This window comes from Dactylosporangium siamense, from assembly GCF_016862795.1.
GTDB lineage: Bacteria > Actinomycetota > Actinomycetes > Mycobacteriales > Micromonosporaceae > Dactylosporangium > Dactylosporangium siamense.
In genome coordinates this window covers 23,179-43,187 of the sequence record NZ_BONQ01000042.1, presented here as the reverse complement: position 1 = coordinate 43,187, position 20,009 = coordinate 23,179, and the positions used below count along the sequence as shown (strand labels likewise).

At 73.2% G+C, this 20,009-nt stretch carries 20 protein-coding genes; 9 read left to right on the top strand and 11 right to left on the bottom strand.

The window, feature by feature from the left end; genetic code table 11:
* Positions 1 to 29 precede the first annotated feature (29 nt).
* Positions 30 to 506: a universal stress protein gene (locus Dsi01nite_RS13795; RefSeq protein WP_203846524.1), complete on the top strand. Its 477-nt coding sequence runs from the start codon at positions 30 to 32 to the stop codon at positions 504 to 506.
* Positions 507 to 636: 130 nt separating this feature from the next.
* Here the strand turns inward: Dsi01nite_RS13795 and Dsi01nite_RS13790 are convergent, their stop codons facing one another.
* Genes Dsi01nite_RS13790 through Dsi01nite_RS13780 form a run of 3 tightly spaced genes read right to left on the bottom strand, consistent with a single transcriptional unit; the run spans position 637 to position 4,662 of the window.
* Positions 637 to 1,818 (bottom strand): metallophosphoesterase, encoded by a 1,182-nt coding sequence (locus Dsi01nite_RS13790; RefSeq protein WP_203846523.1) that lies wholly within the window; start codon positions 1,816 to 1,818, stop codon positions 637 to 639.
* A 55-nt stretch (positions 1,819 to 1,873) separates the two neighbouring features.
* Positions 1,874 to 3,646: a PAS domain-containing protein gene (locus Dsi01nite_RS13785; protein WP_203846522.1), complete on the bottom strand. Its 1,773-nt coding sequence runs from the start codon at positions 3,644 to 3,646 to the stop codon at positions 1,874 to 1,876.
* A 32-nt stretch (positions 3,647 to 3,678) separates the two neighbouring features.
* Positions 3,679 to 4,662, bottom strand: a complete 984-nt coding sequence (locus Dsi01nite_RS13780) for a phosphotransferase family protein (RefSeq protein ID WP_239135878.1) — start codon at positions 4,660 to 4,662, stop codon at positions 3,679 to 3,681.
* A gap of 217 nt (positions 4,663 to 4,879) precedes the next feature.
* On the opposite strand from Dsi01nite_RS13780, the gene Dsi01nite_RS13775 reads away from it, so the two are divergent.
* Together Dsi01nite_RS13775 and Dsi01nite_RS13770 are read left to right on the top strand one after the other, a co-directional pair.
* Positions 4,880 to 6,787: a pre-peptidase C-terminal domain-containing protein gene (locus Dsi01nite_RS13775; RefSeq protein ID WP_203846521.1), complete on the top strand. Its 1,908-nt coding sequence runs from the start codon at positions 4,880 to 4,882 to the stop codon at positions 6,785 to 6,787.
* Between the two features lie 27 nt (positions 6,788 to 6,814).
* Positions 6,815 to 7,894, top strand: coding sequence for an FAD-dependent oxidoreductase (locus Dsi01nite_RS13770; RefSeq protein WP_203846535.1), 1,080 nt, complete (start codon positions 6,815 to 6,817; stop codon positions 7,892 to 7,894).
* A 202-nt stretch (positions 7,895 to 8,096) separates the two neighbouring features.
* Here Dsi01nite_RS13770 and Dsi01nite_RS13765 read toward each other — a convergent pair whose 3' ends face one another.
* The 6 genes from Dsi01nite_RS13765 to Dsi01nite_RS13740 form a co-directional block, all read right to left on the bottom strand.
* Positions 8,097 to 9,101, bottom strand: coding sequence for a LacI family DNA-binding transcriptional regulator (locus tag Dsi01nite_RS13765; protein WP_203846520.1), 1,005 nt, complete (start codon positions 9,099 to 9,101; stop codon positions 8,097 to 8,099).
* A 138-nt stretch (positions 9,102 to 9,239) separates the two neighbouring features.
* The gene (locus tag Dsi01nite_RS13760; RefSeq protein ID WP_203846519.1) at positions 9,240 to 10,130 is read right to left on the bottom strand and encodes a septum formation family protein; all 891 of its coding nucleotides are present in this window, start codon (positions 10,128 to 10,130) and stop codon (positions 9,240 to 9,242) included.
* 69 nt (positions 10,131 to 10,199) lie between these two features.
* Complete coding sequence (locus tag Dsi01nite_RS13755) at positions 10,200 to 11,084, bottom strand: septum formation family protein (RefSeq protein ID WP_203846518.1); 885 nt, start codon at positions 11,082 to 11,084, stop codon at positions 10,200 to 10,202.
* 79 nt (positions 11,085 to 11,163) lie between these two features.
* The gene (locus Dsi01nite_RS13750; RefSeq protein ID WP_203846517.1) at positions 11,164 to 12,531 is read right to left on the bottom strand and encodes a DUF2252 domain-containing protein; all 1,368 of its coding nucleotides are present in this window, start codon (positions 12,529 to 12,531) and stop codon (positions 11,164 to 11,166) included.
* 26 nt (positions 12,532 to 12,557) lie between these two features.
* Positions 12,558 to 13,529 (bottom strand): 2-dehydropantoate 2-reductase, encoded by a 972-nt coding sequence (locus Dsi01nite_RS13745; protein WP_203846516.1) that lies wholly within the window; start codon positions 13,527 to 13,529, stop codon positions 12,558 to 12,560.
* On the bottom strand, positions 13,526 to 14,257 hold the full coding sequence (locus tag Dsi01nite_RS13740) for a tyrosine-protein phosphatase (protein WP_203846515.1): 732 nt from the start codon (positions 14,255 to 14,257) through the stop codon (positions 13,526 to 13,528). Before Dsi01nite_RS13740 ends, Dsi01nite_RS13745 begins: the two co-directional genes overlap by 4 nt.
* A gap of 39 nt (positions 14,258 to 14,296) precedes the next feature.
* Between Dsi01nite_RS13740 and Dsi01nite_RS13735 the strand changes: the two genes are divergently transcribed.
* Both Dsi01nite_RS13735 and Dsi01nite_RS13730 read left to right on the top strand, forming a co-directional pair.
* Positions 14,297 to 15,442, top strand: coding sequence for an FUSC family protein (locus Dsi01nite_RS13735; RefSeq protein ID WP_203846514.1), 1,146 nt, complete (start codon positions 14,297 to 14,299; stop codon positions 15,440 to 15,442).
* A gap of 71 nt (positions 15,443 to 15,513) precedes the next feature.
* A complete protein-coding gene (locus Dsi01nite_RS13730; RefSeq protein ID WP_239135876.1) occupies positions 15,514 to 16,173 on the top strand; it encodes a DUF3159 domain-containing protein in 660 nt (219 codons plus the stop codon).
* Between the two features lie 10 nt (positions 16,174 to 16,183).
* On the opposite strand, the gene Dsi01nite_RS13725 is transcribed toward Dsi01nite_RS13730, so the two are convergent.
* Positions 16,184 to 16,534, bottom strand: coding sequence for an STAS domain-containing protein (locus Dsi01nite_RS13725; RefSeq protein ID WP_203846512.1), 351 nt, complete (start codon positions 16,532 to 16,534; stop codon positions 16,184 to 16,186).
* Between the two features lie 113 nt (positions 16,535 to 16,647).
* Here Dsi01nite_RS13725 and Dsi01nite_RS13720 point away from each other — a divergent pair, with 113 nt between their 5' ends.
* The 4 genes from Dsi01nite_RS13720 (at position 16,648) to Dsi01nite_RS13705 (ending at position 19,489) form a co-directional block, all read left to right on the top strand.
* Positions 16,648 to 17,247 (top strand): RNA polymerase sigma factor, encoded by a 600-nt coding sequence (locus Dsi01nite_RS13720; protein WP_203846511.1) that lies wholly within the window; start codon positions 16,648 to 16,650, stop codon positions 17,245 to 17,247.
* The gene (locus Dsi01nite_RS13715; RefSeq protein WP_203846510.1) at positions 17,247 to 17,990 is read left to right on the top strand and encodes a hypothetical protein; all 744 of its coding nucleotides are present in this window, start codon (positions 17,247 to 17,249) and stop codon (positions 17,988 to 17,990) included. Before Dsi01nite_RS13720 ends, Dsi01nite_RS13715 begins: the two co-directional genes overlap by 1 nt.
* A 63-nt stretch (positions 17,991 to 18,053) precedes the next feature.
* Positions 18,054 to 18,710, top strand: a complete 657-nt coding sequence (locus Dsi01nite_RS13710) for a hypothetical protein (protein WP_203846509.1) — start codon at positions 18,054 to 18,056, stop codon at positions 18,708 to 18,710.
* 50 nt (positions 18,711 to 18,760) lie between these two features.
* Positions 18,761 to 19,489: a septum formation family protein gene (locus tag Dsi01nite_RS13705; RefSeq protein WP_203846508.1), complete on the top strand. Its 729-nt coding sequence runs from the start codon at positions 18,761 to 18,763 to the stop codon at positions 19,487 to 19,489.
* Between the two features lie 2 nt (positions 19,490 to 19,491).
* Here Dsi01nite_RS13705 and Dsi01nite_RS13700 read toward each other — a convergent pair whose 3' ends face one another.
* Complete coding sequence (locus Dsi01nite_RS13700) at positions 19,492 to 20,001, bottom strand: type II toxin-antitoxin system PemK/MazF family toxin (protein WP_239135875.1); 510 nt, start codon at positions 19,999 to 20,001, stop codon at positions 19,492 to 19,494.
* Positions 20,002 to 20,009: the final 8 nt, after the last annotated feature.

The following is a 20,009-nucleotide window of genomic DNA, read 5'->3' as shown; positions in this document are numbered from 1 at the left end:
TTGAGACGCTTTCGTGCCGCGGCCCCCGGATGCGGATCCGCCGGGGGCTGCGGCATGCTGGTGCCGTGGTCTTCGAACTGGGCACGGACGGCCCGAAGGTCATCGTCGTCGGCGTCGACGGCTCCGACACGTCGCTGCGGGCCGGCGCGTATGCCGCCGGCCTGGCCCGCCGGCAGGGTGCCCGGCTCGTCGTGGTCTACGTCGCCGGCGTGCCAGCCGCCAGCGTCTTCGCCCCTGGCGCGTACGCCGCGGTCGAGCAGGCCATCACCGAGGCCACCGAGGACATGCGGCGGCAGGTCGAGGCGGGCTCCGTGCACGCCGGGATCCGCGCCGAGTTCGTCGCGGTCCGCGGCGACCCCTACTCCGAGATCGTCCGGGCGGCGACGGAGCTTCGGGCCGACGCGGTCGTCGTCGGCGCCTCCTCCCGGCTCGGTCACCGGTTCGTCGGCTCCCTCGCGGTCCGCCTGGTGAAGTCCGGCAAGTGGCCCGTCACCGTCGTGCCCTGACGCGCCACCTCACCGGCCGTCGTGATAGGACTGTCCCTTTTCCGGTACTTCCTAATGATCCCGTCGACTTTGGGTACGTCTGGGTACACAACGTCGACGGGATCATGAGAAGCGTGTTGGCACCGGCCGGTCAGGCTCGGCGCAGGGTCAGCTCGGTGATCTCGCTCGGGGCGAAGATGCGGAACGGCGGGCCCCAGAAGCCGGTGCCACGGCTCGTGTAGAGCTGGGTGCGCGCGCCGTGCCGGGTCAGGCCCTGCACCACCGGCTGGTCGAGCCGGACCAGGTAGTGGAACGGCCACATCTGACCGCCGTGCGTGTGGCCCGACAGCTGCAGGTCGATGCCGTGCTCGACGGCGTCGACGATCTGCTTCGGCTGGTGGGCCAGCAGCAGCACCGGCAGGTCCGGGTCGGCGCCGGCGAGGGCGGTGGCGTGGTCGGCGCGGTGGCCCTGCAGGCCGGTGCCGGCGGCGGTGCGGTCGTCGACGCCGGCCACGACGAGCCGGTCGCCGCCGCGCTCCACGACCAGGTGCCGGTTGTGCAGCGCCTCCCAGCCGAGCTCGCCCATCCGCTGCAGCCAGCCCTCGGCCTCGCCGTAGTACTCGTGGTTGCCCGTCACGTACACCCGGGCGTGGCGGGCCTTGACGTCGCCGAGCGGGGCGGCCTGCGCGGTGCGCTGCTCGACGGTGCCGTCGGCGATGTCGCCGGTGTGCGCGACGATGTCGGCGTCCAGGCCGTTGACGACCTCGGTGACGCCCTTGGACCAGCGGACCCGGTCGATCGGGCCGTAGTGGGTGTCGGTGAGCAGGACGACCTTCAGGCCGTCCAGGCCGGCGCCGAGCCGCGGGATGGCGACCTCCACGCGGCGGACCCGCGGCACCCGCATCGCCTCGACGAAGCCCCACAGCAGCAGGCCGACCGCGACGACCGCGGTGAACCCGGCCACCACCCTGGAGCGCAGCGGGTCGCCGACCCCGCCGGCGAGCAGGGCGAGGCGCAGCAGGTCACCGGCGACGGCCCAGACGAAGAGCTGCCACACCACGCCGAGGGTCGTGTCGGCGATCCGCGACGCCCAGTCGAGGTGCCGGCGGCCGTGCCCGAGCATCATCAGCACCGGGAACCCGACCAGCCCCACGGCGAAGACCAGGGTGCCGGTGACGCGGACACCCAGCGGCCACGCGTTGCCCGACTGCACCAGCGACCACCACGGCACGCCGAACAGCAGCGTCAGGACGGAGACGAGGGTCAGCGCGAAGACCAGGGGGCGCAGCAGCGACCGGCGCCGCGCGACAGGGACCGCTTCAGTGGTAGCCACAGTTCAGCATGGCACGCAGTGCCACCCACCGGCCAAGCGGAACCTGTGACGCTTCTCAGTGATATTTCCGGGCGGAGTTGTCCCGGTTCGCCGCGCCCGGGGTGTCCTCCCAGTGGCGGCGCAGCAGCTCCAGCTCGTGCCGGCGCTGCTCGGTGACGTCGCGCATGGTGATGACCATGCCCCGCACGAGACGGTCGTCACGCAGGTCACGGAAGCGGACCTCGACCAGGACGCGGGTGCCGTCGGGGCGGCGCAGGCTCCAGGTGTCGCGGGTGCCGTCCCGGCCACCGGTCAGGGCCACGCCGAGGGTCGCGTCGACCTGGTCCCGGTCGTCCGGGCTGACGATCTCGCGCAGCGTGGCGAACGGGGTGGGCCAGATGCCGAGCAGGTCCGTCACCGACGGGCTGGTGTACCGGATCCGCTCGTCGTCGTCGAGGACCAGCACGACGTCGTTGGTGTGCTCGGCGACGGCCCGCAGGTAGTCGTCGCTGTCGCGGCGGCTGGCCGCCTCGGTGAGCGCGATCCGCGCGAGGGCGAGCGCGGCCTGTCCGGCCAGGACGGTGACCGCGTCCACGACGACGCGCAGGTCCCGGCGTTCGGCGGCGATGTAGAGCACGGCCGCGTCCAGGGGACAGACCAGCACGTATCCGAAGTCGCCCAGCCGCTCGTGCCACAGCGGCGGGGTGAGGTGCAGCGGCACGACCCGCGGCGCGGACAGCTCGTTGAGCGGCAGCAGGTCGGTGAGGCTGGAGTCCACCACGATGACGTGCGGGGCGTCGACCGGCAGCAGCTCACGGACCGCGGTCCGCACGGCGACGGCGACCGCCCCGGCGTCGGTGACGCTGACCAGGACCGTGCCCGCGTGCCGCAGGGTCCGCTCGCGGCGCAGCCCGTCGGCGTGCCGGCGCACGGCGTCGTTGAGCCTGGTGACCAGCAGCGCGAGGCTGATGCCGAACGCGACGGCGATCACCGGGCCGTCGTGGACCGGGCCGGTCAGCGCCTGGCCCACCAGGACGACCGGGGCGACCCCGACGGCGGCGAGCAGCGGCACCATGCCGAGGCCGCGGCCCGGCTCGTCGCCCGGTGGCGGGCTGGCCGGCGGGTCGGTCAGCCGGACCATCGACGGCAGCAGCGCCGCGGCGCCCCAGGTCGCGTACAGCACCACGTAGGCCAGGTCGGCCGGGCCGCCGGGCGCGAGCCCACCGCCGGACTGGGCGATCCCGTACGCCACATCACCGACGAGCATCCCGGCGGCGCCGATGGCGAGCAGGACCGCCGACGGGTTGCGCGGCGCGGCACGGACCAGCCGGACGGTGACGACCAGGACGATCACGTCGCCGAGGGTGAACGCGGCCTGGATCGACCACTCGGTGGCGGTCACCGAGCCGGTGCCCAGCCGCGGGCTGACGATGAACACCCACGCGGCGAGCAGCGCGGCGCCGCCGACGGCGAGCAGGTCCAGCAGGCCGGCCCGGCCGCCGAGGGCGGACGAGGTGCGGGTCAGGCCGATGAGCGCGGTCGCCACGAGCGGGAACATCGCCAGGTAGCACAGGTTTGCCAGCGGCGGCGGGTCGGCGCCGGCGTCCACTATCAGACCGAACATGAAGTCGCCGGCCGTCATCGCCACGAGCGCGCCGGCCAGGGCCCACCAGGGTCCGGGGCGCTGCGGCTGGATCCGGCGGATGCCGAACACGATCGCGCCGGCGCCGCACAGGCCGATCCCGGCCCAGGCGACGGAATCGAGGTCGGGCGCGACGAACACCACGGAGCCCAGCGCCGTCATCAGCACGCCATACACCGCAGTGATCAGGATCTGTCGTCTGCCCATCGACACCCTTACCGTATGTAGCGTCCTCTATATCACACCGTGGCCGGGCGACCAAGATCCTGATGGTCGGCGAGCAGTCGCGGCGTCACCCACTCGTGGCGTTCCCTGGCCTCGTCGCCGACCATGCCGCGGCTGGGCATCTCGGCCAGCAGCAGGATGTCAAACTGCAGCCGGTACAGCATCAGCCGGCGGCGCTGCGTCGCGGTGAACGTGTGCGGTCCGGGTCCGCCGTAATAGCCGCGCAACACGGGATGTTCGGGCAGTTCCTCCATCCGGCGGCCGATGGCGGGGGAGACGAAGTCATACAGCGGGTCGCCCCAGAAGTACCGCTCGCCGTCGACGAGCCCGGTGAGGCGGGTGCCGTCGCACAGGACGTTGCCGTCCCACAGGTCGAAGTGCACCAGCGCCGGCCGCTCGACCTCGTCGAGGGCGTCGCCGTGCCGGTCGACGGTGGCCAGGATCTCCTCCGCCGGGACCGGCAGCGGCACGCCCCAGTCCGCGGCGTCGGCCAGGAGGTCGGCGGTCATCGCGGTGAACGCGTCCCGCCACGTCGTCCCGGACGCCCGGCCGGCACCGTCGTATCCGAAGTGCCCGCCGGTCACGGTGTGCAGGTGCCGCAGCGCCACGCCGAGCTGCTCGCGGACCGTCTCGGCGTCCTCGCCGGGCAGCTCGGTCAGCGGCCGGCCGGGCAGCAGCCCGACGACCACCACGTCGTCGTCGGCGTGCAGCACCGGCGGCACCGGCACGTGCGGGGTCGCCGCGCCGACCGTCCGGTAGTAGCGCGCCTCGGCCGCGATGACGCCCTGCTCGTATCGCAGCAGCGGCACCCCGGCGGGCGGCCCGACCTTGACCACGACGTCGCGCCCGTCGTCGAGCGTCGCCCGCCACACCGCGGCGAACGTCCCCCCGCTCAGCTGTCCACAGTGGACGGCGGCCAGGCCGAACCGCTCGGCCAGCAGGGCGGTCAGGTCATCGGCGGTGAGGAGGCGCTGCGTGGGGCTGACGGCGTTCGGCACCCCAACACTCTAGGCGAGGCCCGGCCGGCCCCGGCGTCCCGAGATCAACATAGGCGTTGATCATTCAATCTGTTAAATCTCGTATTGACAGCGGTTGGGGGTAGTGGAGACGACCTTGCAGGCCATAGCGTGCACGAAACGCCTGACTCAATGGGGAGGCCAAGTGAGGAAAAGGCTCGCGAGTTTCGCTGTCGCCGGATTGGTAGGTGCGGCTCTGGTGGCGTTGCCACAGAGCCCCGCCACCGCGGCGCCGGCCAAGGAGCTCAGCGACGGCATCAAGCGCCAGCTCGCCGCAGGCATCCAGGTGGTGCCGAAGCAGCAGTCGACGCTGAAGGCCCCGCAGAACGCCGTCAACCCCTACACCGCGCTGCTGCGCGACAACAGCAAGGTCGACAAGTACTACTGGTCGGAAGTCGCCAAGACGCAGGCGGCCGCCCGGGCCAACCTGAAGAAGAACTCGCTGACGGCGGCGGCGACGTCACCGCTGCTGCACGACGAGGCGGAGCCGCGCGGCACGTTCGGCTCCAACGACAGCCACGCCACCGCCGAGCTGGTCAAGGGCTTCGGGACCGGCAAGAAGGTCAACAACCGGGCGCGCGTGCTCGGGCAGCTCTCGCCGGAGACGGTCAGCCTGTCCACGGTCTCCGCGGGCGCGGAGGACAACGGCGCCATCCCGATCGCGTCGGACCTGCTGTTCGGCGCGGGACGCAAGGGCGTCGCGACCAGCGGCGACATCGGTGACGGCCCGCACGGCAGCGCGGGCGACGACACCGGGGACTTCGACTTCATCAAGGTCACCGCGCTCGCCGGTCAGCAGCTGCTGGCCGGGACCGACACGCCGAGCGGACCGCTCGACACCGTCATCGGCCTGTACGACGCCGCCGGCGTGCTCGTCGGCACCGACGACGACGGCGGACCGGGCCTGGACAGCCTGCTCGACTTCACGTTCACCGCGTCCGGCACCTACTACCTGCTGATCTCCGGGTTCGGCACCGGCACCGTGTTCCCCGCCGACCCGTTCGACTCCGGCAGCGGGCTCGGGTCCGGCAGTGAGGGGCCGTACCTGCTCAACGCCTCGCTCGCCTTCCCCGACCGGGACTTCTACGCCGTCGACCTGCTCGCCGGGGACGTCCTGGGGGCGTCCGTGACCGGCGTCGGCACCCGGCTCACCGTCCGCGACCCGTCGGGCCGGACCGTGTTCGGCTCCGAGCAGGACGCGAGCTTCATCTACGCGCCGTCCTCGCCGCTGCCCGGCGGCGGCAACGCGGTCGTGTCGCAGGTCGCCGCGACCACCGGCCGGTTCACCGTCGAGGTGGGCGGCACCGCCGGCCTGTACGACATCACGCTCGAGGCCTACCGCCCCGGCCCCGAGGCGCAGGACAACGGCACCGTCCAGACCCTCTTCCTGGACTTCGACGGCGCCCGGATCAACACCGCGATCTTCGGCGGTCCCGGGGTGCGCACCCTGTCGCCGCTGGCCGGCTTCCTCGGCAAGTGGGGGCTGACCGCCGCCGACGAGAGCAAGGTGATCAACGAGGTCATCGCCTCGGTCAGGGAGAGCATCATCACCGACGCGAAGGCCCGCGGTACCAACCCGCGCTTCGGGTTGAAGATCCTCAACAGCCGTGACGACCCGGACCCGTTCGGCCAGCCGAACGTGCACCGCATCGTCGTCGGCGGCACGATCGCCGAGTCGGGCATCGACACCATCGGCATCGCGCAGTTCATCGACCCGGGCAACTACGCGACCGAGGACAGCGCGATCGTCCTGCTGGACGTGCTCAGTGACCCGAGTGGAGCGGCGTCGCTCAACACGTACATCACTCCCGCCAGTGACAAGATCAAGTTCATCGGGCGGGCGCTGGGCAACGTCGTCGCCCACGAGGGCGGCCACCTCTACGGCAACTTCCACACCGACCCGCTCAACACCACCCCGAACCTCATGGACGCCGGCGGCGCGTTCCCCGGCCTCTTCGGGGTCGGCCCGGACAACGTCGGCGGCACCGCGGACGACGTCGACTACGACTTCGGCGACGACGAGTTCTTCCCGAACGAGGGCCTCTTCGGCACCGAGGACACGCTGAACACCACGGCCTGGGGCCTCACCAAGGGCAAGGCGAAATGACCCGTTAGCTGGGTCACCAACCGGAAGATCCGCGTCCACGGTGGGGTTCTCCCCATCGTGGACGCGGACGTCGTTGTCATCGGCGCGGGGCAGGCTGGGCTGTCCGCGGCCTACCACCTGCGCCGGCTCGGCCTGGACTTCACCGTCCTGGACGCCGACGACGCGCCCGGCGGCGCCTGGCAGCACCGGGCGCCGTCCCTCGGCGTCGGTGACCTGCACCGCATCTTCGACCTGCCGGGGATGCCCTTCGTCCCGCCGGCGGACGGCCCCGCCGCACCGGTGGTCGCGGCGTACTTCGCCGACTACGAGCGGCACTTCGAGCTCGACGTGCGACGGCCGGTCCGGGTCCGCGCGGTCACCCCCGGCTTCGTCGTCGCCACCGACGCCGGCGACTGGCACGCGCGGGCGATCATCAACGCGACCGGCACCTGGTCCCGGCCGTACGTCCCGGCGTACCCCGGTGCCGGCGACTTCCTCGGCCGGCAGCTGCACTACGCCGCCTACCGCGGCCCGGCCGAGTTCGCCGGGCAGCGGGTCATCGTCGTCGGTGGTGGCAACTCCGCCGTCCACGTCCTGTCGGAGCTGCCCGGGGTCGCCGCGTCGATCCGCTGGGTGACCCGCCGCCCACCGCAGTTCCACGACGGCGAGTTCACCGAGGACCGCGGCCGGGCCGTCATCGCTTCGGTCACGTCGCGGGTCGCCGCCGGCCTGCCGCCGCAGAGCGTCGTCAGCGTCACCGGCCTCGGCTACACCACCCTGGTCCGGGCCGCACTCGCCAAGGGCGCCCTGGACCGCCACCCGATGTTCGACCGCCTGGTTGCCGGCGGCGTCATGTCCGGCACCTCGTTCGAACCCGCCGACGTGATCATCTGGGCGACCGGATTCCGGGCCGCGCTCAGCCACCTGGCACCGCTGCACCTGCGGGAGCCGGGGGGTGGCATCCGCCTGGACGGCACCGCCACCGTTCGCGAGCCGCTGGTGCACCTCATCGGCTACGGGCCGTCCGCGAGCACCGTCGGCGCCAACCGCGCCGGCCGGGCCGCGGCACTGGCCCTGGCCGCGACGGTGGGTCCGGGCCCGCGGACCCCGCACCACGTCACCCGGTGAGCGGACCCCGCCGCGTCAACTGATGACGGGCCGGATGCCCTGCGCGGCGGTCGACGGCAAGGGGACCTCCGGTCCAGCCGGGCGGCGCGGCTGGTGCTCACCCAGCCGGCGGGGTGGGACGAGGGCATGGTGGGGCCGCTGCGGCACTCGCCGCGGGACTGCCGGACCGGCTCGCCCGCTCTCCCGACGCCTGCCCGGATGGTCACGGCGGCGGTCCGACGGAGGCCCGGGACATGAGCGGCATGTCGATCAGGTGGGTGCCTTCCTCGCGGTCGGGGTCGAGCAGCAGCTCGATCCCGCGGCGGCCCATCTCGAAGTGCGGCAGCGCGACCGAGGTCAGCTGCGGCCGCAGCCACGACGCCAGGTCCGAGTCGTCGAACGCGACCACCGACACGTCCTGCGGGATCCGCAGCCCCGCCGCCGTGAGCGCCTGGTAGACGCCCATCGCGACCCGGTCGTTGAGGCAGATGAACGCCGTCGCCCGGGTGCCGGTGGTGAGGAACTGCCGGACCGCCTCGTAGGCCGGATCGGGCCACCACGTCGACTCGATGGTGCCGGCCACGCGGGTGCCCGCGGCCGCGAGGGTCTCGTCGATGCCGGCGCGGCGGTTGCGGGCGGCGTACACGTGGTCGGCGGACTCGCCGACGATGTGGATGTCGTCGCGGTGGCCGGCCGAGAGCAGGGCCGTCGCGGCGGCGCGGCCGGCGGAGAGCTCGTCCGGGACCACGCTGACCGCGCGGCGGCCGGCGAGGCAGTTGACCAGGACCACGGGGTGCCCGCGCAGCGCGGCCGGGATGCGGATCTGGCGGGTGTACATGGCGGCGTAGAGGAACCCGTCGACGCCGCGGTCGAGCATGTCCTGGACCAGGCGTTTCTCGGTGGCGGGGTCGCCCTCGGTCTCGCCGATGAAGAGCAGGTGCTGGCGGGTGAGGGCGGTGGCGGTGCTGCCGCGGATGATCTGGCCGGCGAAGGCGTCGGTGGCGATCGTGTCGGAGACCAGGCCGATCGTCTGGGTGACGCGGGTGCGCAGGCTGCGGGCGGTGAGGTTGGGCCGGTAGTCCAGCTCGCGGGCGGCGCGCAGGACGCGCTGCTCGGCGTCGGCGGAGATGCGCATGTCGCGGCGGCCGGTGAGGACGAAGGAGGCGGTGGTGCGGGAGACGCCGGCGCGCTGCGCGACGTCGAGCAGGGTCACCCGACCGGCCGGCATCGGCAGCACCCCCTCGGCGTCCGGAGATCAGTTTGACGTGTCGCAGTTCGCCACTTTGACAGGTGTCACCTGTCAGCGCACGGTCAACCGAGGCTGAATGCGTTTAGCGGTTCAGTGGCAAGCGCGGGCGTCGCGCGATCAGATGGCGGTGCCGCCGTTGCCCTTCAGCGAGCGGGTGATCTTCTTGGACAGCATCACGTAGCACCGTGCGGTGCGCAGGCCGGACTTCCACTCGTCCTTGTCGGCCATCATCCAGTAGCCGTACCTGACGTCGGCCTTGCCCAGGACGCTGTCCGGGCTGCCGGTGAAGGCGCGGACCTGGGCCCAGCACCGGTCGCTGTACGCGGTGTCCATGGCCTTGTCGTCCGCCGGGTAGGTGGCGATCGCCGAGACGATGACGCCGACGAACTCCGTGTCGTGGGCCGCGGTGCATTCGGCCGGCGTCAGGTCGCTCCAGCTCTCCTTGCTGCCGACCTGGTTCGCGCAGCCCAGCAGCATGGAGCCGCCGGGTTGCAGGGTGCCCTTCAGCGTCTCCTTGCGCGGGTCGAGGATCCCGGCCTCGGTGCGCAGCGCGGCGATGTCGCACCGGAAGAACCGCGCGCCGCCCTTCCACTGGGCGCTCGTCGGCGGGTACACGAGCATCCGCAGCCGGCCGCCGGCCCAGGCGCCGCCCAGGTACTTCGTCGTCTCCTCGTCGCAGACCTTGTACTGGTCCGCGAGCTGCTCCAGCGACGGCGCCCGGTCGGCCTCGGCCTGCGCGCCGGTGAACTGCCCGACGAAGGTCGTCTCGATGACGTGCGAGTTCTCGCACGGCGCCCCCAGCACACCGCCCGGCAGGTCGATGATGTCGTAGACGTCACTGGTGTCGGTGCGCCAGCAGTCGCCGACCTTGGGCACGGGCACCTTCGCCTCGGCCAGCATCGACCAGTCGTCGACGAGGCTCCTGTCGGTGCCCGCGGGCACCCGTGCGCATGCCGCGGCCGACGCCAGCACCAGCGCCAGCACGGCGACCAACCGAAAACGCGACACGACTGTGCCTCCCCGTGAGATGTGCGAGGGCAGTGTGCCAGTAGTTGATCAACGAGACAAGAGGTGCGGTCAGACCGCCTTGCTGCCGTTGCCCTTCAGCGAGCGGGTGATCTTCTTCGGCAGCAGCACCCAGCACGTCGCGTTCTTGTTGCCGGCGTTCCACTCCTCGACGCTCGCGGCGTGGCGCGGGTACGTGTACCGGGCCTTGGCGTCCGCCAGGGCGTTGATACCGCCGCCGGTGTACTCACGGATCTTGTCCACGCACAGGGTGTCGAAGACGGTCTTCGCCGCCTCCGAGGTCGCCGGGTACGCGCCGGACCTCGCCGTGATCAGTCCCATGGACTCCACGTCGTGCGGTGCGGTGCAGACCACCGGCGTCATGTCGCCCGACCAGTCGGTGCCGTTGTCCAGCACCGCGCAGCCGTCCAGCCGGTCGCTGCCCGGCTTCATGCTGTCCTTCAGCGTCGCCACCCGGCTCTCCAGTTCACCGTGGGCGCCCTTGAGCGACGCGACGTCGCACCGGTAGAACCGGGCGCCGCCCCGCCACTGGGTGCTCGTCGGCGGGAAGAGCAGCATCCGGGCCCGGCCGAGCTGCCACGAGGCGCCGAGGAACTTGGTGACCTCGGCGTCGCACGCGGTGTAGATGTCGACCATCTGGTCCAGCTTCGGTGGCGAGTCGGCCTCGGCGAGGGCGCCGGTGAAGTGCCCGACCTGCACGATCTCGCCGATGTGCGGGCCGTCGCACAGCGCCACCGTGGTCGACGCCGCCGTCATTCTGAACACGGAGATGGAGGTGCTGGCCCAGCAGTCGCCGGCCTTGGGCTCGGGCACCTTGGCCTCGCCCATCATGGCCCACTCGTCGACGATGTCCTTGTCGACCCCGGCCGGCACCTTCGTGCACCCGGCGACCACGACCAGCGTCAGTGCCAGCACGGCACCCAACCGAAAACGCACCACGTTTCTGCCTCCCCCGCAAGACGCGCGCGTGGGCAGTGTGCCAGCCGTTGATCGATGTCACAAGCGCGAACGGGCGCTAGATCCCCGTCACCGCCGGGAGTGTGCCGGCCGTCACGGCCGCGACGAGCGCGGCGTGGTCGGCCTCGGTCTGGTCGGCGTAGGCGACGGCGAACGCGGCGAACCCCGCGTCGAACTCGTCGCCGTCGGCGGTGTCCGGGGCCCCGCAGTAGCCGGACAGGGTGCGCGGATCGATCGACTGGGCGTGCGCCCGGGCCAGGACGACACCGCAGACGCGGGCGTAGTCGTCGAGCTGGCCGGCGCGCAGGGTCGTCGGGTCGACCGAGCCCTTCATGTCCCGGAACTGGCGGACCAGGTAGGGCTGCCCGTCGATGCTCGTCCAGCCGAGGAGCACGTCGCTGACGGTCTGCATCCAGCGCTGGCCGCGCACGACGCGTTCGCCGGCGTGCTGGTCCGGCACCGGCGGCAGATAGGGGGCCAGGGCCGAGGCGCGGGCCTGCTTGACCTGCAGGACCAGGGCCTCGTCGCCGTTGCCGTGCAACAGCACGACGTAGGAGCGGTAGCCGACGCTGCCGAGGCCGACGATGCGGTGCGCCACGTCGACGACGGCGTAGCGGCCGAACAGGGCGCGGATCTCCTCTTCAAGGGTCGAGGCGTAGCCGTCGAGGGACTCGATGACGGGGAATGCCTCGGTCGAGTCGAGCGGGACCAGGATCGGCGGGGCGGGGCTGAAGCGCCACGCGTCGTGCTCGAGGCGTTGGGTGAACTTCTGCGCCACCCGGCGGCTGGTGTTCTTCTTCGCCTTCTTGCGGACCCGGTCGAAGGTGTCGGCGAGGTCGCCGATGCCGAAGTGCTCCAGGGTGGAGTGGTCGGTGGTGAGGTAGTACGCGTCCAGCAGCGGCATGTCGGCCAGCTCGGCGAGGGCCGTGCGGTAGCCGGTGGCGCAGTCGCGGGCGGCGTCGCGGCACTCGTCGTCGGGCAGCCCCGCCTCGCGGCCGGCGCTGACGAGGCTCGCGGTGAGACGCTTGAGGTCCCAGTCCCAGGGGCCGACGACGGTCTCGTCGAAGTCGTTGACGTCCATGACGAGCCGGCGCTCCGGGGACGCGAAGAAGCCGAAGTTCGCGGCGTGCGCGTCACCGCAGATGTAGCCGTGCAGCCCGGTGTCGGCGGTCCCCGCGGCGAGATCGGCGGCCATGACCGCGGCCGAGCCGCGCAGGAACGCGAACGGCGAGCTGATCATCCGGCCGATGCGGATCGGCACGAGGTCCGCGACGCGTTCGGCGTTGGACGCCGCGATCGTGGCGACGGGGTCGCGGCCGGTGGCGGTGCGCAGCTCGGTCAGTGTCTTGACGGGGCTGCTGGCACGGCGCTGGGTCCCCTCGGCACGCAGGGCCTCGGGCGTGGACCATCCGGTGGAGCCGATCATGCCCTTACGGTAGCGGCCGGAGGGGCTCAGGGAGCTGTCGGATACAGGCCACGTTCCCGGGCCGCGAGCCTGGTCAGGCCCAGCAGCGCGGCCAGCGACGGGGTGGGCACGTCGACCGTGGCGGCGATCTCGCGCACCACGGTGAGCATCGCGTCGAGCTCGATCGGGCGGCCCGCCTCCGCGTCCTGCAGCATCGAGGTCTTGAACGCGCCGAGCTTGCGGGTCACCGCGTTGCGGTCGGTGGGGCTCTGCCCGACCGGGCAGCCGATCCTGGCCCCGATCTCGGCGGCCTCGCGCATGACCGCGTGGGCGAACCCGTTGACGAGGTCGTCGTCGAGGATCTTGTCGGCGGTCGCGCCGGTCAGCGCCGAGATGGGGTTGACGGTCATGTTTCCCCACAGCTTGTACCAGATGTCGGCCTTGACGTCGGCGGACTCCCGCACGGAGAACCCGGCGCCGCGCAGCGCGTCCGCCGCCGGGCCCGGGTCGGGACCGGCTGCGCCTCCACCTCGTGCGGCGCCGAGGATCAGCTCGTTCTCGGCCTGCAGCCGCACGACGCCCGGCGCCGCCACGCTCGCGCTGAGGTGCACGACACAGCCGACGAGCGAGGAGGCCGGGATGCTCGCGGCGATGCTGCCGGTCGGGTCGACGCTGTGCAGCCGCCGCGGGTGCAGGAACCACCACGGCACGCCGTTCAGCGCCGCCACGACCACGGTGTCCGGACCCAGCAGAGGGACCAGCGACGGCGCCAGGGCCGGCAGCGAGTGCGCCTTCACGGTGAGGAACACCAGGTCCTGCGGACCCAGCCGGGCCGGGTCGTCCGAGGCGGTGACGTGGGCCGTGCGCCGCCCGTCCACCTCTCGCAGGCGCCACCCCCCGGACCTGATCGCGGCGAGGGTGGCGCCCCTGGCCAGGACCGACACGGGCCGCCCGGCCGAGGCGAGCCGCACGCCGATGACCCCGCCGACCGCGCCGGCGCCGACGACGCAGATCTTCACGCCGGATCCTCCAGCAGGTGCGCGTCCAGCGCCGCGAGGTGCGCCTCGGACAGTCCCGACTCGAGCAGGTAGGCGCGCACCGAGCCGTGCCGCCGGTGCAGGTCGCCGAGGAACAGCAGCATCGCCTCGGCCGGGGACATCAGGTAGCGCGCCGGCATCGTCGCCATCTCCGGGTTGACCCGGCGCATGTGCTCGGTGAACCGGTCCGTCGCGGCCGCGGTCAGCGCGTAGTCCTCGGCGATGTCCCGCTCGTTGACGCCGAGCGCGGCGAGGGTGAGCGCGGCCACGACCCCGGTGCGGTCCTTGCCGGCCACGCAGTGCACGACGACCGGCGCGTTGTCGGCCTCGGCGATGACGGCGACCGCGGCCACCATCGCCGCCGCGCCGCCGTAGGCGAGGTCGAGATAGCGGTTGGCCAGCCAGCGGGCGTCGCTGGGCTCGTCGTTGTCGGTCGCGTCCTCCCACTCGGCGTGCTCCGGGTGCAGGTGGTGGTAGGTGAGCCCGGCGAACTCGGGGACCCGGCCGTCGCGGGCGACCTCACGCGGCCGCCGCAGGTCGATGACGGTCCGCACGCCGAGCGCGGTGAACGACGCGGCGTCGGCCGGGTCGATCCGGCTCAGCGAGTCGGAGCGGAAGAGCCGCCGCCAGCGCACCGTGCGGCCGTCGCGGCCGCGGTAACCGCCGAGGTCGCGGAAGTTGAACAGGTTCGGGTGGTCGTAGCTGCGCACGCTGCGACCATATCCGGTGTGCCGGTAGGCTTTCGTCACGTGGATCCCGCCCGGCCCAAGCCCACGTCGAAGTCCAGGGCTCTGGTCACCGAGCCGCTCGGCGCGCTGCTGACGAGCGTGCCGAAGAGCCGGCCGAGCTGGCTGACCGTCCTCAAGACCACCGTCGCCGCGACCGTGGCATGGGTCCTCGCCCGGCACCTCGACGACAACGCCGCGGTGCTGTTCGCCCCGATCGTCGCCATCCTGACGCTGCAGGCCAGTGTGTACGGGTCCGTCGCCACCGGCCTGCAGCTGCTGTTCGCCAACCTGGTCGGCACCGCCCTGGCCATCGGCTGGGTGCAGCTGCTCGGGCTCACCTGGTGGTCGCTCGCGTTCGCCGCGTTCGCCGCCCTCGCCGTGGCCCGGCAGATCACCAACACCCCGCTCGCCCGCAACCAGCTCACCATCGCGATGGTGGCGGTGCTCGTGCTGGCGCCGGTCGCCAAGGGCTACGGGCAGTGGCGCTTCGTCGACGTCGCCATCGGCAGTGTCGTCGGGCTGCTCGTCGCCGTGATCGTGCCGGAACGCCCCCGCGTGCGGCAGGCCCGCGAGGCACTGGACTACTGGGCCGCGACGTGCGTCACGGTGCTGGAGGACATCGCCGCCGAGCTGGACCGCCGCGCCGGTGGACCGGTCCTGGCGCCGACCGAGCGGCACGACTGGATCCCCACGTCGCGGGGGCTGTCCGAGCTCAGCGCCGCCGCGGCGGCCGAGCTCGCCGGGGTCGAGGAGACCGCCCGGCTCAACGTCGCCGCCGGCCGGCTCCGCCGGCAGCTCGCCGACCTGCGCGACGAGCAACTGTTCCTGGTCCGGATCACGCTGCAGGTGCGGGGCGTGTCGCTGGCCACCGACCGGCTCTACGACCGGGCCGGGCAGCCGCCGGCCCTGGACCGCGGCACGCTCGCCGGGCTGCTGCTGGCCCTCGCCGCGCTGCTCAAGGACTGGACCGACGGCGGTGAGACCGACGACACGCGGCTGCGGGCGGCGCTGATCGCCGCCGTCGAGCAGGTCCACACGGTGTTTCCGAGCGCGGTCGCCGTCCTCGATTCCGTCAGCCTCCTCGGCCGCGTCGACCAACTGCGCCAGGACCTCGGCGGGCACGACGCGGCCGCGCTGGTCGATCCGGACACCCTGCCGCGATCGTGACTCCCCGACCGGCACCGGGCATGATAGGGCAGGCTTACCTCGGTCGAGCCTGGTTCTGGAGGGCGTGGACGGTGCACAACGGGGACGAGTCTCTCGCCGACCTGCTCGGCGGGCGGCGGGCCGCGCTCGACAGCGTCGTGCCCGTCGTCGGCTTCGCCGGCGGCTGGCTCGCCGGCGGGCGCTCGATCGCGCTCGGCGCGGGGATCGCGGTCCTCGCCGGCGCCGCCGTCGCGGCCTGGCGGCTGCGGCAGCGCCGGGCGCCGGCCGCGACCGTGGTCAGCCTGCTGCTGGTGTGCCTGGGCGCGATCGTCGCGCTGCACACCGGCCGGGCCGAGGACTTCTTCCTGGTGCGGCTGCTGACCAACGCCGCGAGCGCGCTCGCCTGGGCCGGCAGCATCCTGGTGCGGTGGCCGTTCCTCGGGCTCATCGTCGGCACCGTGCTGGGGCAGAAGGCCCGGTGGCGCCGCGACCCGCCGCTGCTGCGGGCCTACCAGGCGGCCAGCTGGGTGTGGGTCGGCCAGTACCTGGTGCGCCTGCTGATCTTCGTGCCGCTGTGGTGGGCCGGTCAGGTGACGTGGCTCGCCACCGCCCAGGCCGTGCTCACCTGGCCGCTGGTCGCGGGGTGCCTGACGGCGAGCTGGTGGGTGCTGCGCCGGGCCCTGCCGCCGGAGCACCCCGGCCTGCGCAACCCCGTGCCGGCGCCGTCGGACGCCGGGGTCAGCGGTCCGTGAGCGCTGCCGCTCAGGGCGCCTTGAGCGCGATCACGGCCTCGTCGACGGTGTCGGTCAGGGTGAAGACCCGGTCGAGCGCGGTCAGGTCGAAGATCCGTCGGATCCGGGCGTGCGGGCACACCACCGCGAATCCACCCGATTCGGTGTCCCGCAGCCGCTTGTGCACCGACACGAGGACCCGCAATGCTGTGGAGTCAATGAACTCCACCTCCGACAGGTCCAGCACCAGCAGCGTCGCGCCCTCGTCCAGGCAGCGGTGCACCCACGTGTGCAGCGCCGGTGAGGTCGCCACGTCGAGGGCGCCGGTGGGCGTGACCACGACACACCCGTCGACCGTCTCGGTCGCGATGGCGTCGGTCATGTCCACTCCTGCTGTCGGTGCGTCAACGGTGGTCCCCTTCGGTGCGCGGATGGTGCTCGGCCCTGAAGGGGCGGTCCGGGCGCACCGCGCGTTACACCCGGTCGGTGCCGCCGGTGCGTGACACCGACCTCGCCGCGCCGTTGCGGGCGGCGGCCGACGGTGACGAGACCGGGTTCGCCGTGCTGTGGCGGGCCCTGCAGCCGGCGATCCTACGGTACCTGCACGCCGTGTGCGGGGACGCGGCGGAGGATGTCGCGTCGGAGACGTGGCTCCAGGTCGTGCGGGACCTGCCCCGCTTCGCCGGCGACGCGACCGCGTTCCGGGTGTGGCTGTTCCGCATCGCCCGGCACCGGGCCATCGACGACGGCCGGCGGGTGTGGCGCCGCCGCGAGGAGAGCCGCGACCACGTCGACACCGGCCGTCCCGCGCCGGACGCCGCCGCCGAGGTCATCGAGCACGCGGGCACCGAGTGGGCGCTGCGGCTCATCGGCGAGCTGCCGCCGGATCAGGCCGAGGCGGTCCTGCTCCGCGTCGTCGCCGGGCTCGACGTCGCCGGCACCGCCGAGGTCCTCGGCAAGCGCCCCGGCGCGGTGCGCATCGCCGCGATGCGGGGGCTGCGCCGGCTCGCCGCGCACCCGCAGGTCCGCTCCCGCCGGATCGCCCTCGGCCCGACCGGTGCCGACCTGCCGCATCCCCATCTGGAAGGTGCCTGATGCGCGGTTGGTTGCGGCGCCGGACGCTGCCGAAGGCCGAGGCACAGCGGCTGCTGGACGGCGGGTCCGGCGACTCGGCGGTCGCCGACCTGCTCCGCGCGGCGTCCGGCCCGGCCCGGCCCGGCGAACTGGCGGGGGAGCAGGCCGCGATCGCCGCGTTCCGGCAGGAGTACGCCGCCGGCCGGCGGACCTCGGACGCCGCCGGTGACGGCGCGGCGGATCGGGGCCGCCCGCCGCGCGGGGTCCGCCGGACGGGACGCCGGGTCGCGGTGCTCGCCGCCGCGCTGACCGCCGCCGCACTCGCGGGCACCGGGGTCGCGGCCGGCGCGGGCCACCTCCCGGCACCCCTGCAACGGGCCGCGCACGACTGGATAGACCAGGTCCCGGAGCCCGACCCGCAGCCCGCGCCGCAGCGGACCGGGCGCGCCGAGTCACCCACCCCTCCCGCGACGCAGCGGCCGTCGAGCACCGTCTCGCCATCCCACCCGGGCACGTCCAGCACCGCTGCCGCCGGCGACTTCAAAAAGCTCTGCAAGGAATGGGAAAAGGTGCGCGACGACCCGCACCGCAAGCCGATGGACCCGGCGGACCTGCGGGCGCTGACGGCCGCAGCCGGTGGACCGGAGCACATCGAGCGGTTCTGCGGACTGACCCCGAGCGGTTCCGCGGCCGTGCCGTCCGGCCCGACCGGTCCGCCGGGTGCCAGCAGATCGAAAAAGGCGAGCCGGCGGGCAAACGCGTGACGTGATCGCGTGCCCGGCGTTGAGCACCACGACGACGGATGACCGCGCGACGGGATGGACGCCATGGACGGGACCACCGAACAGCTCAGCATGACCGCCGCCGAACTGTCGTTCCTGCTCGCGAGCGGGGGCCAGCTGGGGGAGGCGCCCCGGCTGCTCGGGCTGACCGACGCCGACCGGGCCGACGCGGTGCTCAGCGCCGGCCTCGGGTCGCTGCTGCTGCGCCACCTCGCCGCGCCCGTCGACGGGCAGAAGCTGGAGCTGGCCCCGGCGGTCGCCGCGGTCGCCGCCGGGCTGCACCGCCCGCGCGCGTTCGTCCAGGTCGGGCTGACCGCCGAGGACCACGCCGACGGGGCGTTGCTGTTCGAGGCGGAGATGACCCGGTTCCTGGTCGCGGCCCGGGCGTACCGCTGCTACGACATCACGCCGATCGGCGCCGACGTCGACGTGCGTGAGCCGCTCGTCGCCATCGCCGACCGGTTCCTGCACCGGCACCGGCCGGCCGTCGCCACGTTCAACGCCTCGACCGCGCAGGCCGTCGCCCGCGGCGACGCCCCGTCCCGGGCCACCCTCGCCTCGGCGACGGACGGCTCCTGGCGCTTCGTCGGCAGCGACGCCACCGACGCCACGGCCACCGTCGTGGAGAGCTTCGACGAGGCCGCCACGCTCATGCGTGACGAGCTGGCCAGGATGCTGCCGGTGTTCCAGCCGTCACCCTGACCCCGAATCTGCGTTGATGATCTCCGGCGGGGTCGCTACTGTGCCCGACCATGCCCAGGAAGACCGTCGTGTACATCGCCGTGCTGCTCTGCATCGGCGGTGCGCTGCTGTGGCACTCCGTGTCCAGTGGGGCCGACGGCAGCGGCCTGGGCTGCTACGCCACGCCTCCGGCGATGTTCCCGGGACTTCCCGACAGCGGCCAGCTGCGGCGGAGCGACTGCGGAGGGCCGCACGACTGGGAGGTCATCTCGCTGCTGCGCTCCGACGACGCCGAGGAGCGTTGCCAGCGGCAGGCGGACGCGTTCCTCGGCGGGCCCTGGCAGCAGTCCCGGGTCGTGTACGGCCTGCTGGAGGTCACCGACCAGGTGCGTGGCGGGCTGTTCTGCGCCCTGGCGGAGACCTCCGGCACCGACGCCGCGCCGATCGGCGGCACCGGCAGCCTGAAGGACGGCCTGCGCGGTGACCGGCGGCTCGCCATCACCTGCCTGGTCAAGGACGACGAGAACTTCCGGTACGGCGACTGCGGGGAGCAGCACGCCGCCGAGGTCGTCGGTGCCCTGGCCGACGGCGCCGACGTGGAAGCCGGCTGCCCCGCCGTGGCCGCCGGCTACCTGTCGCTGACCGAGGCCGAGCTGCGGGACCGCGGCGACCTGGAGGTGCGCTGGTTCGAGGACGGCTCGCAGCTGTGCCTGGTGTCCGAACCCGACGACCCGGCCGGCCGGCACGACACCCTGCGCGGCACCGTCAAGGGCCTGGGCAGGGCGCCGCTGCCGCGGTGAGGTCAGTCCCAGCCGTACGACGCGCGCAGCCGCTCGGCGACGAGGTCGAAGCGCTGCCGGTCCAGCACCGCACCCTCGCGCCGGATGCCGTGCTCCTCGACGGTCAGGACCCGGTCGAGGCGGACCCAGCTGGGCCGCTGGTCGCGGTCCCACGATCCGGGACCGAGCGGGAACCAGTTGCGCTGCCCGTCGCGTTCGCTCTGGCTGGACAGCATCAGCCCCACGAGCGACGTGCCCTTGCGCCCCACCACGAGGACCGGCCGGTCCTTGCCCTGGTTCGGGTCGTCCTCGTACTGCACCCACGTCCACACGACCTCACCGGGGTCGGCGGCGCCGTCCAGCTGCGGGGCGTACTGCAGCAGCTTGTCGCTGACGTGCTTCGGCGGCGGCCCGGGCTTGTGCAGGGTGGCCTTCGGGCTTGCCGGCTGAGGCGCCGGCTGAGGCGTCTGTTGCGGCGCCGGCGCCCGGCGGCCGCCCAGCCGGGTTGCCAGGCTCTGAAGAAGTCGTTTCACGCCGACGA

What these genes read in the sequence shown, in the direction of transcription:
- Dsi01nite_RS13795 (WP_203846524.1), top strand. Translation starts at nt 30, where the DNA reads ATGCGGATCCGCCGGGGGCTGCGGCATGCTGGTGCCGTGGTCTTCGAA.
- Dsi01nite_RS13785 (WP_203846522.1), bottom strand. Translation starts at nt 3,646, where the DNA reads ATGGGCAGACGACAGATCCTGATCACTGCGGTGTATGGCGTGCTGATG.
- Dsi01nite_RS13765 (WP_203846520.1), bottom strand. Translation starts at nt 9,101, where the DNA reads ATGCCGGCCGGTCGGGTGACCCTGCTCGACGTCGCGCAGCGCGCCGGC.
- Dsi01nite_RS13750 (WP_203846517.1), bottom strand. Translation starts at nt 12,531, where the DNA reads ATGATCGGCTCCACCGGATGGTCCACGCCCGAGGCCCTGCGTGCCGAG.
- Dsi01nite_RS13725 (WP_203846512.1), bottom strand. Translation starts at nt 16,534, where the DNA reads ATGACCGACGCCATCGCGACCGAGACGGTCGACGGGTGTGTCGTGGTC.
- Dsi01nite_RS13715 (WP_203846510.1), top strand. Translation starts at nt 17,247, where the DNA reads ATGCGCGGTTGGTTGCGGCGCCGGACGCTGCCGAAGGCCGAGGCACAG.
- Dsi01nite_RS13710 (WP_203846509.1), top strand. Translation starts at nt 18,054, where the DNA reads ATGGACGGGACCACCGAACAGCTCAGCATGACCGCCGCCGAACTGTCG.
- Dsi01nite_RS13705 (WP_203846508.1), top strand. Translation starts at nt 18,761, where the DNA reads ATGCCCAGGAAGACCGTCGTGTACATCGCCGTGCTGCTCTGCATCGGC.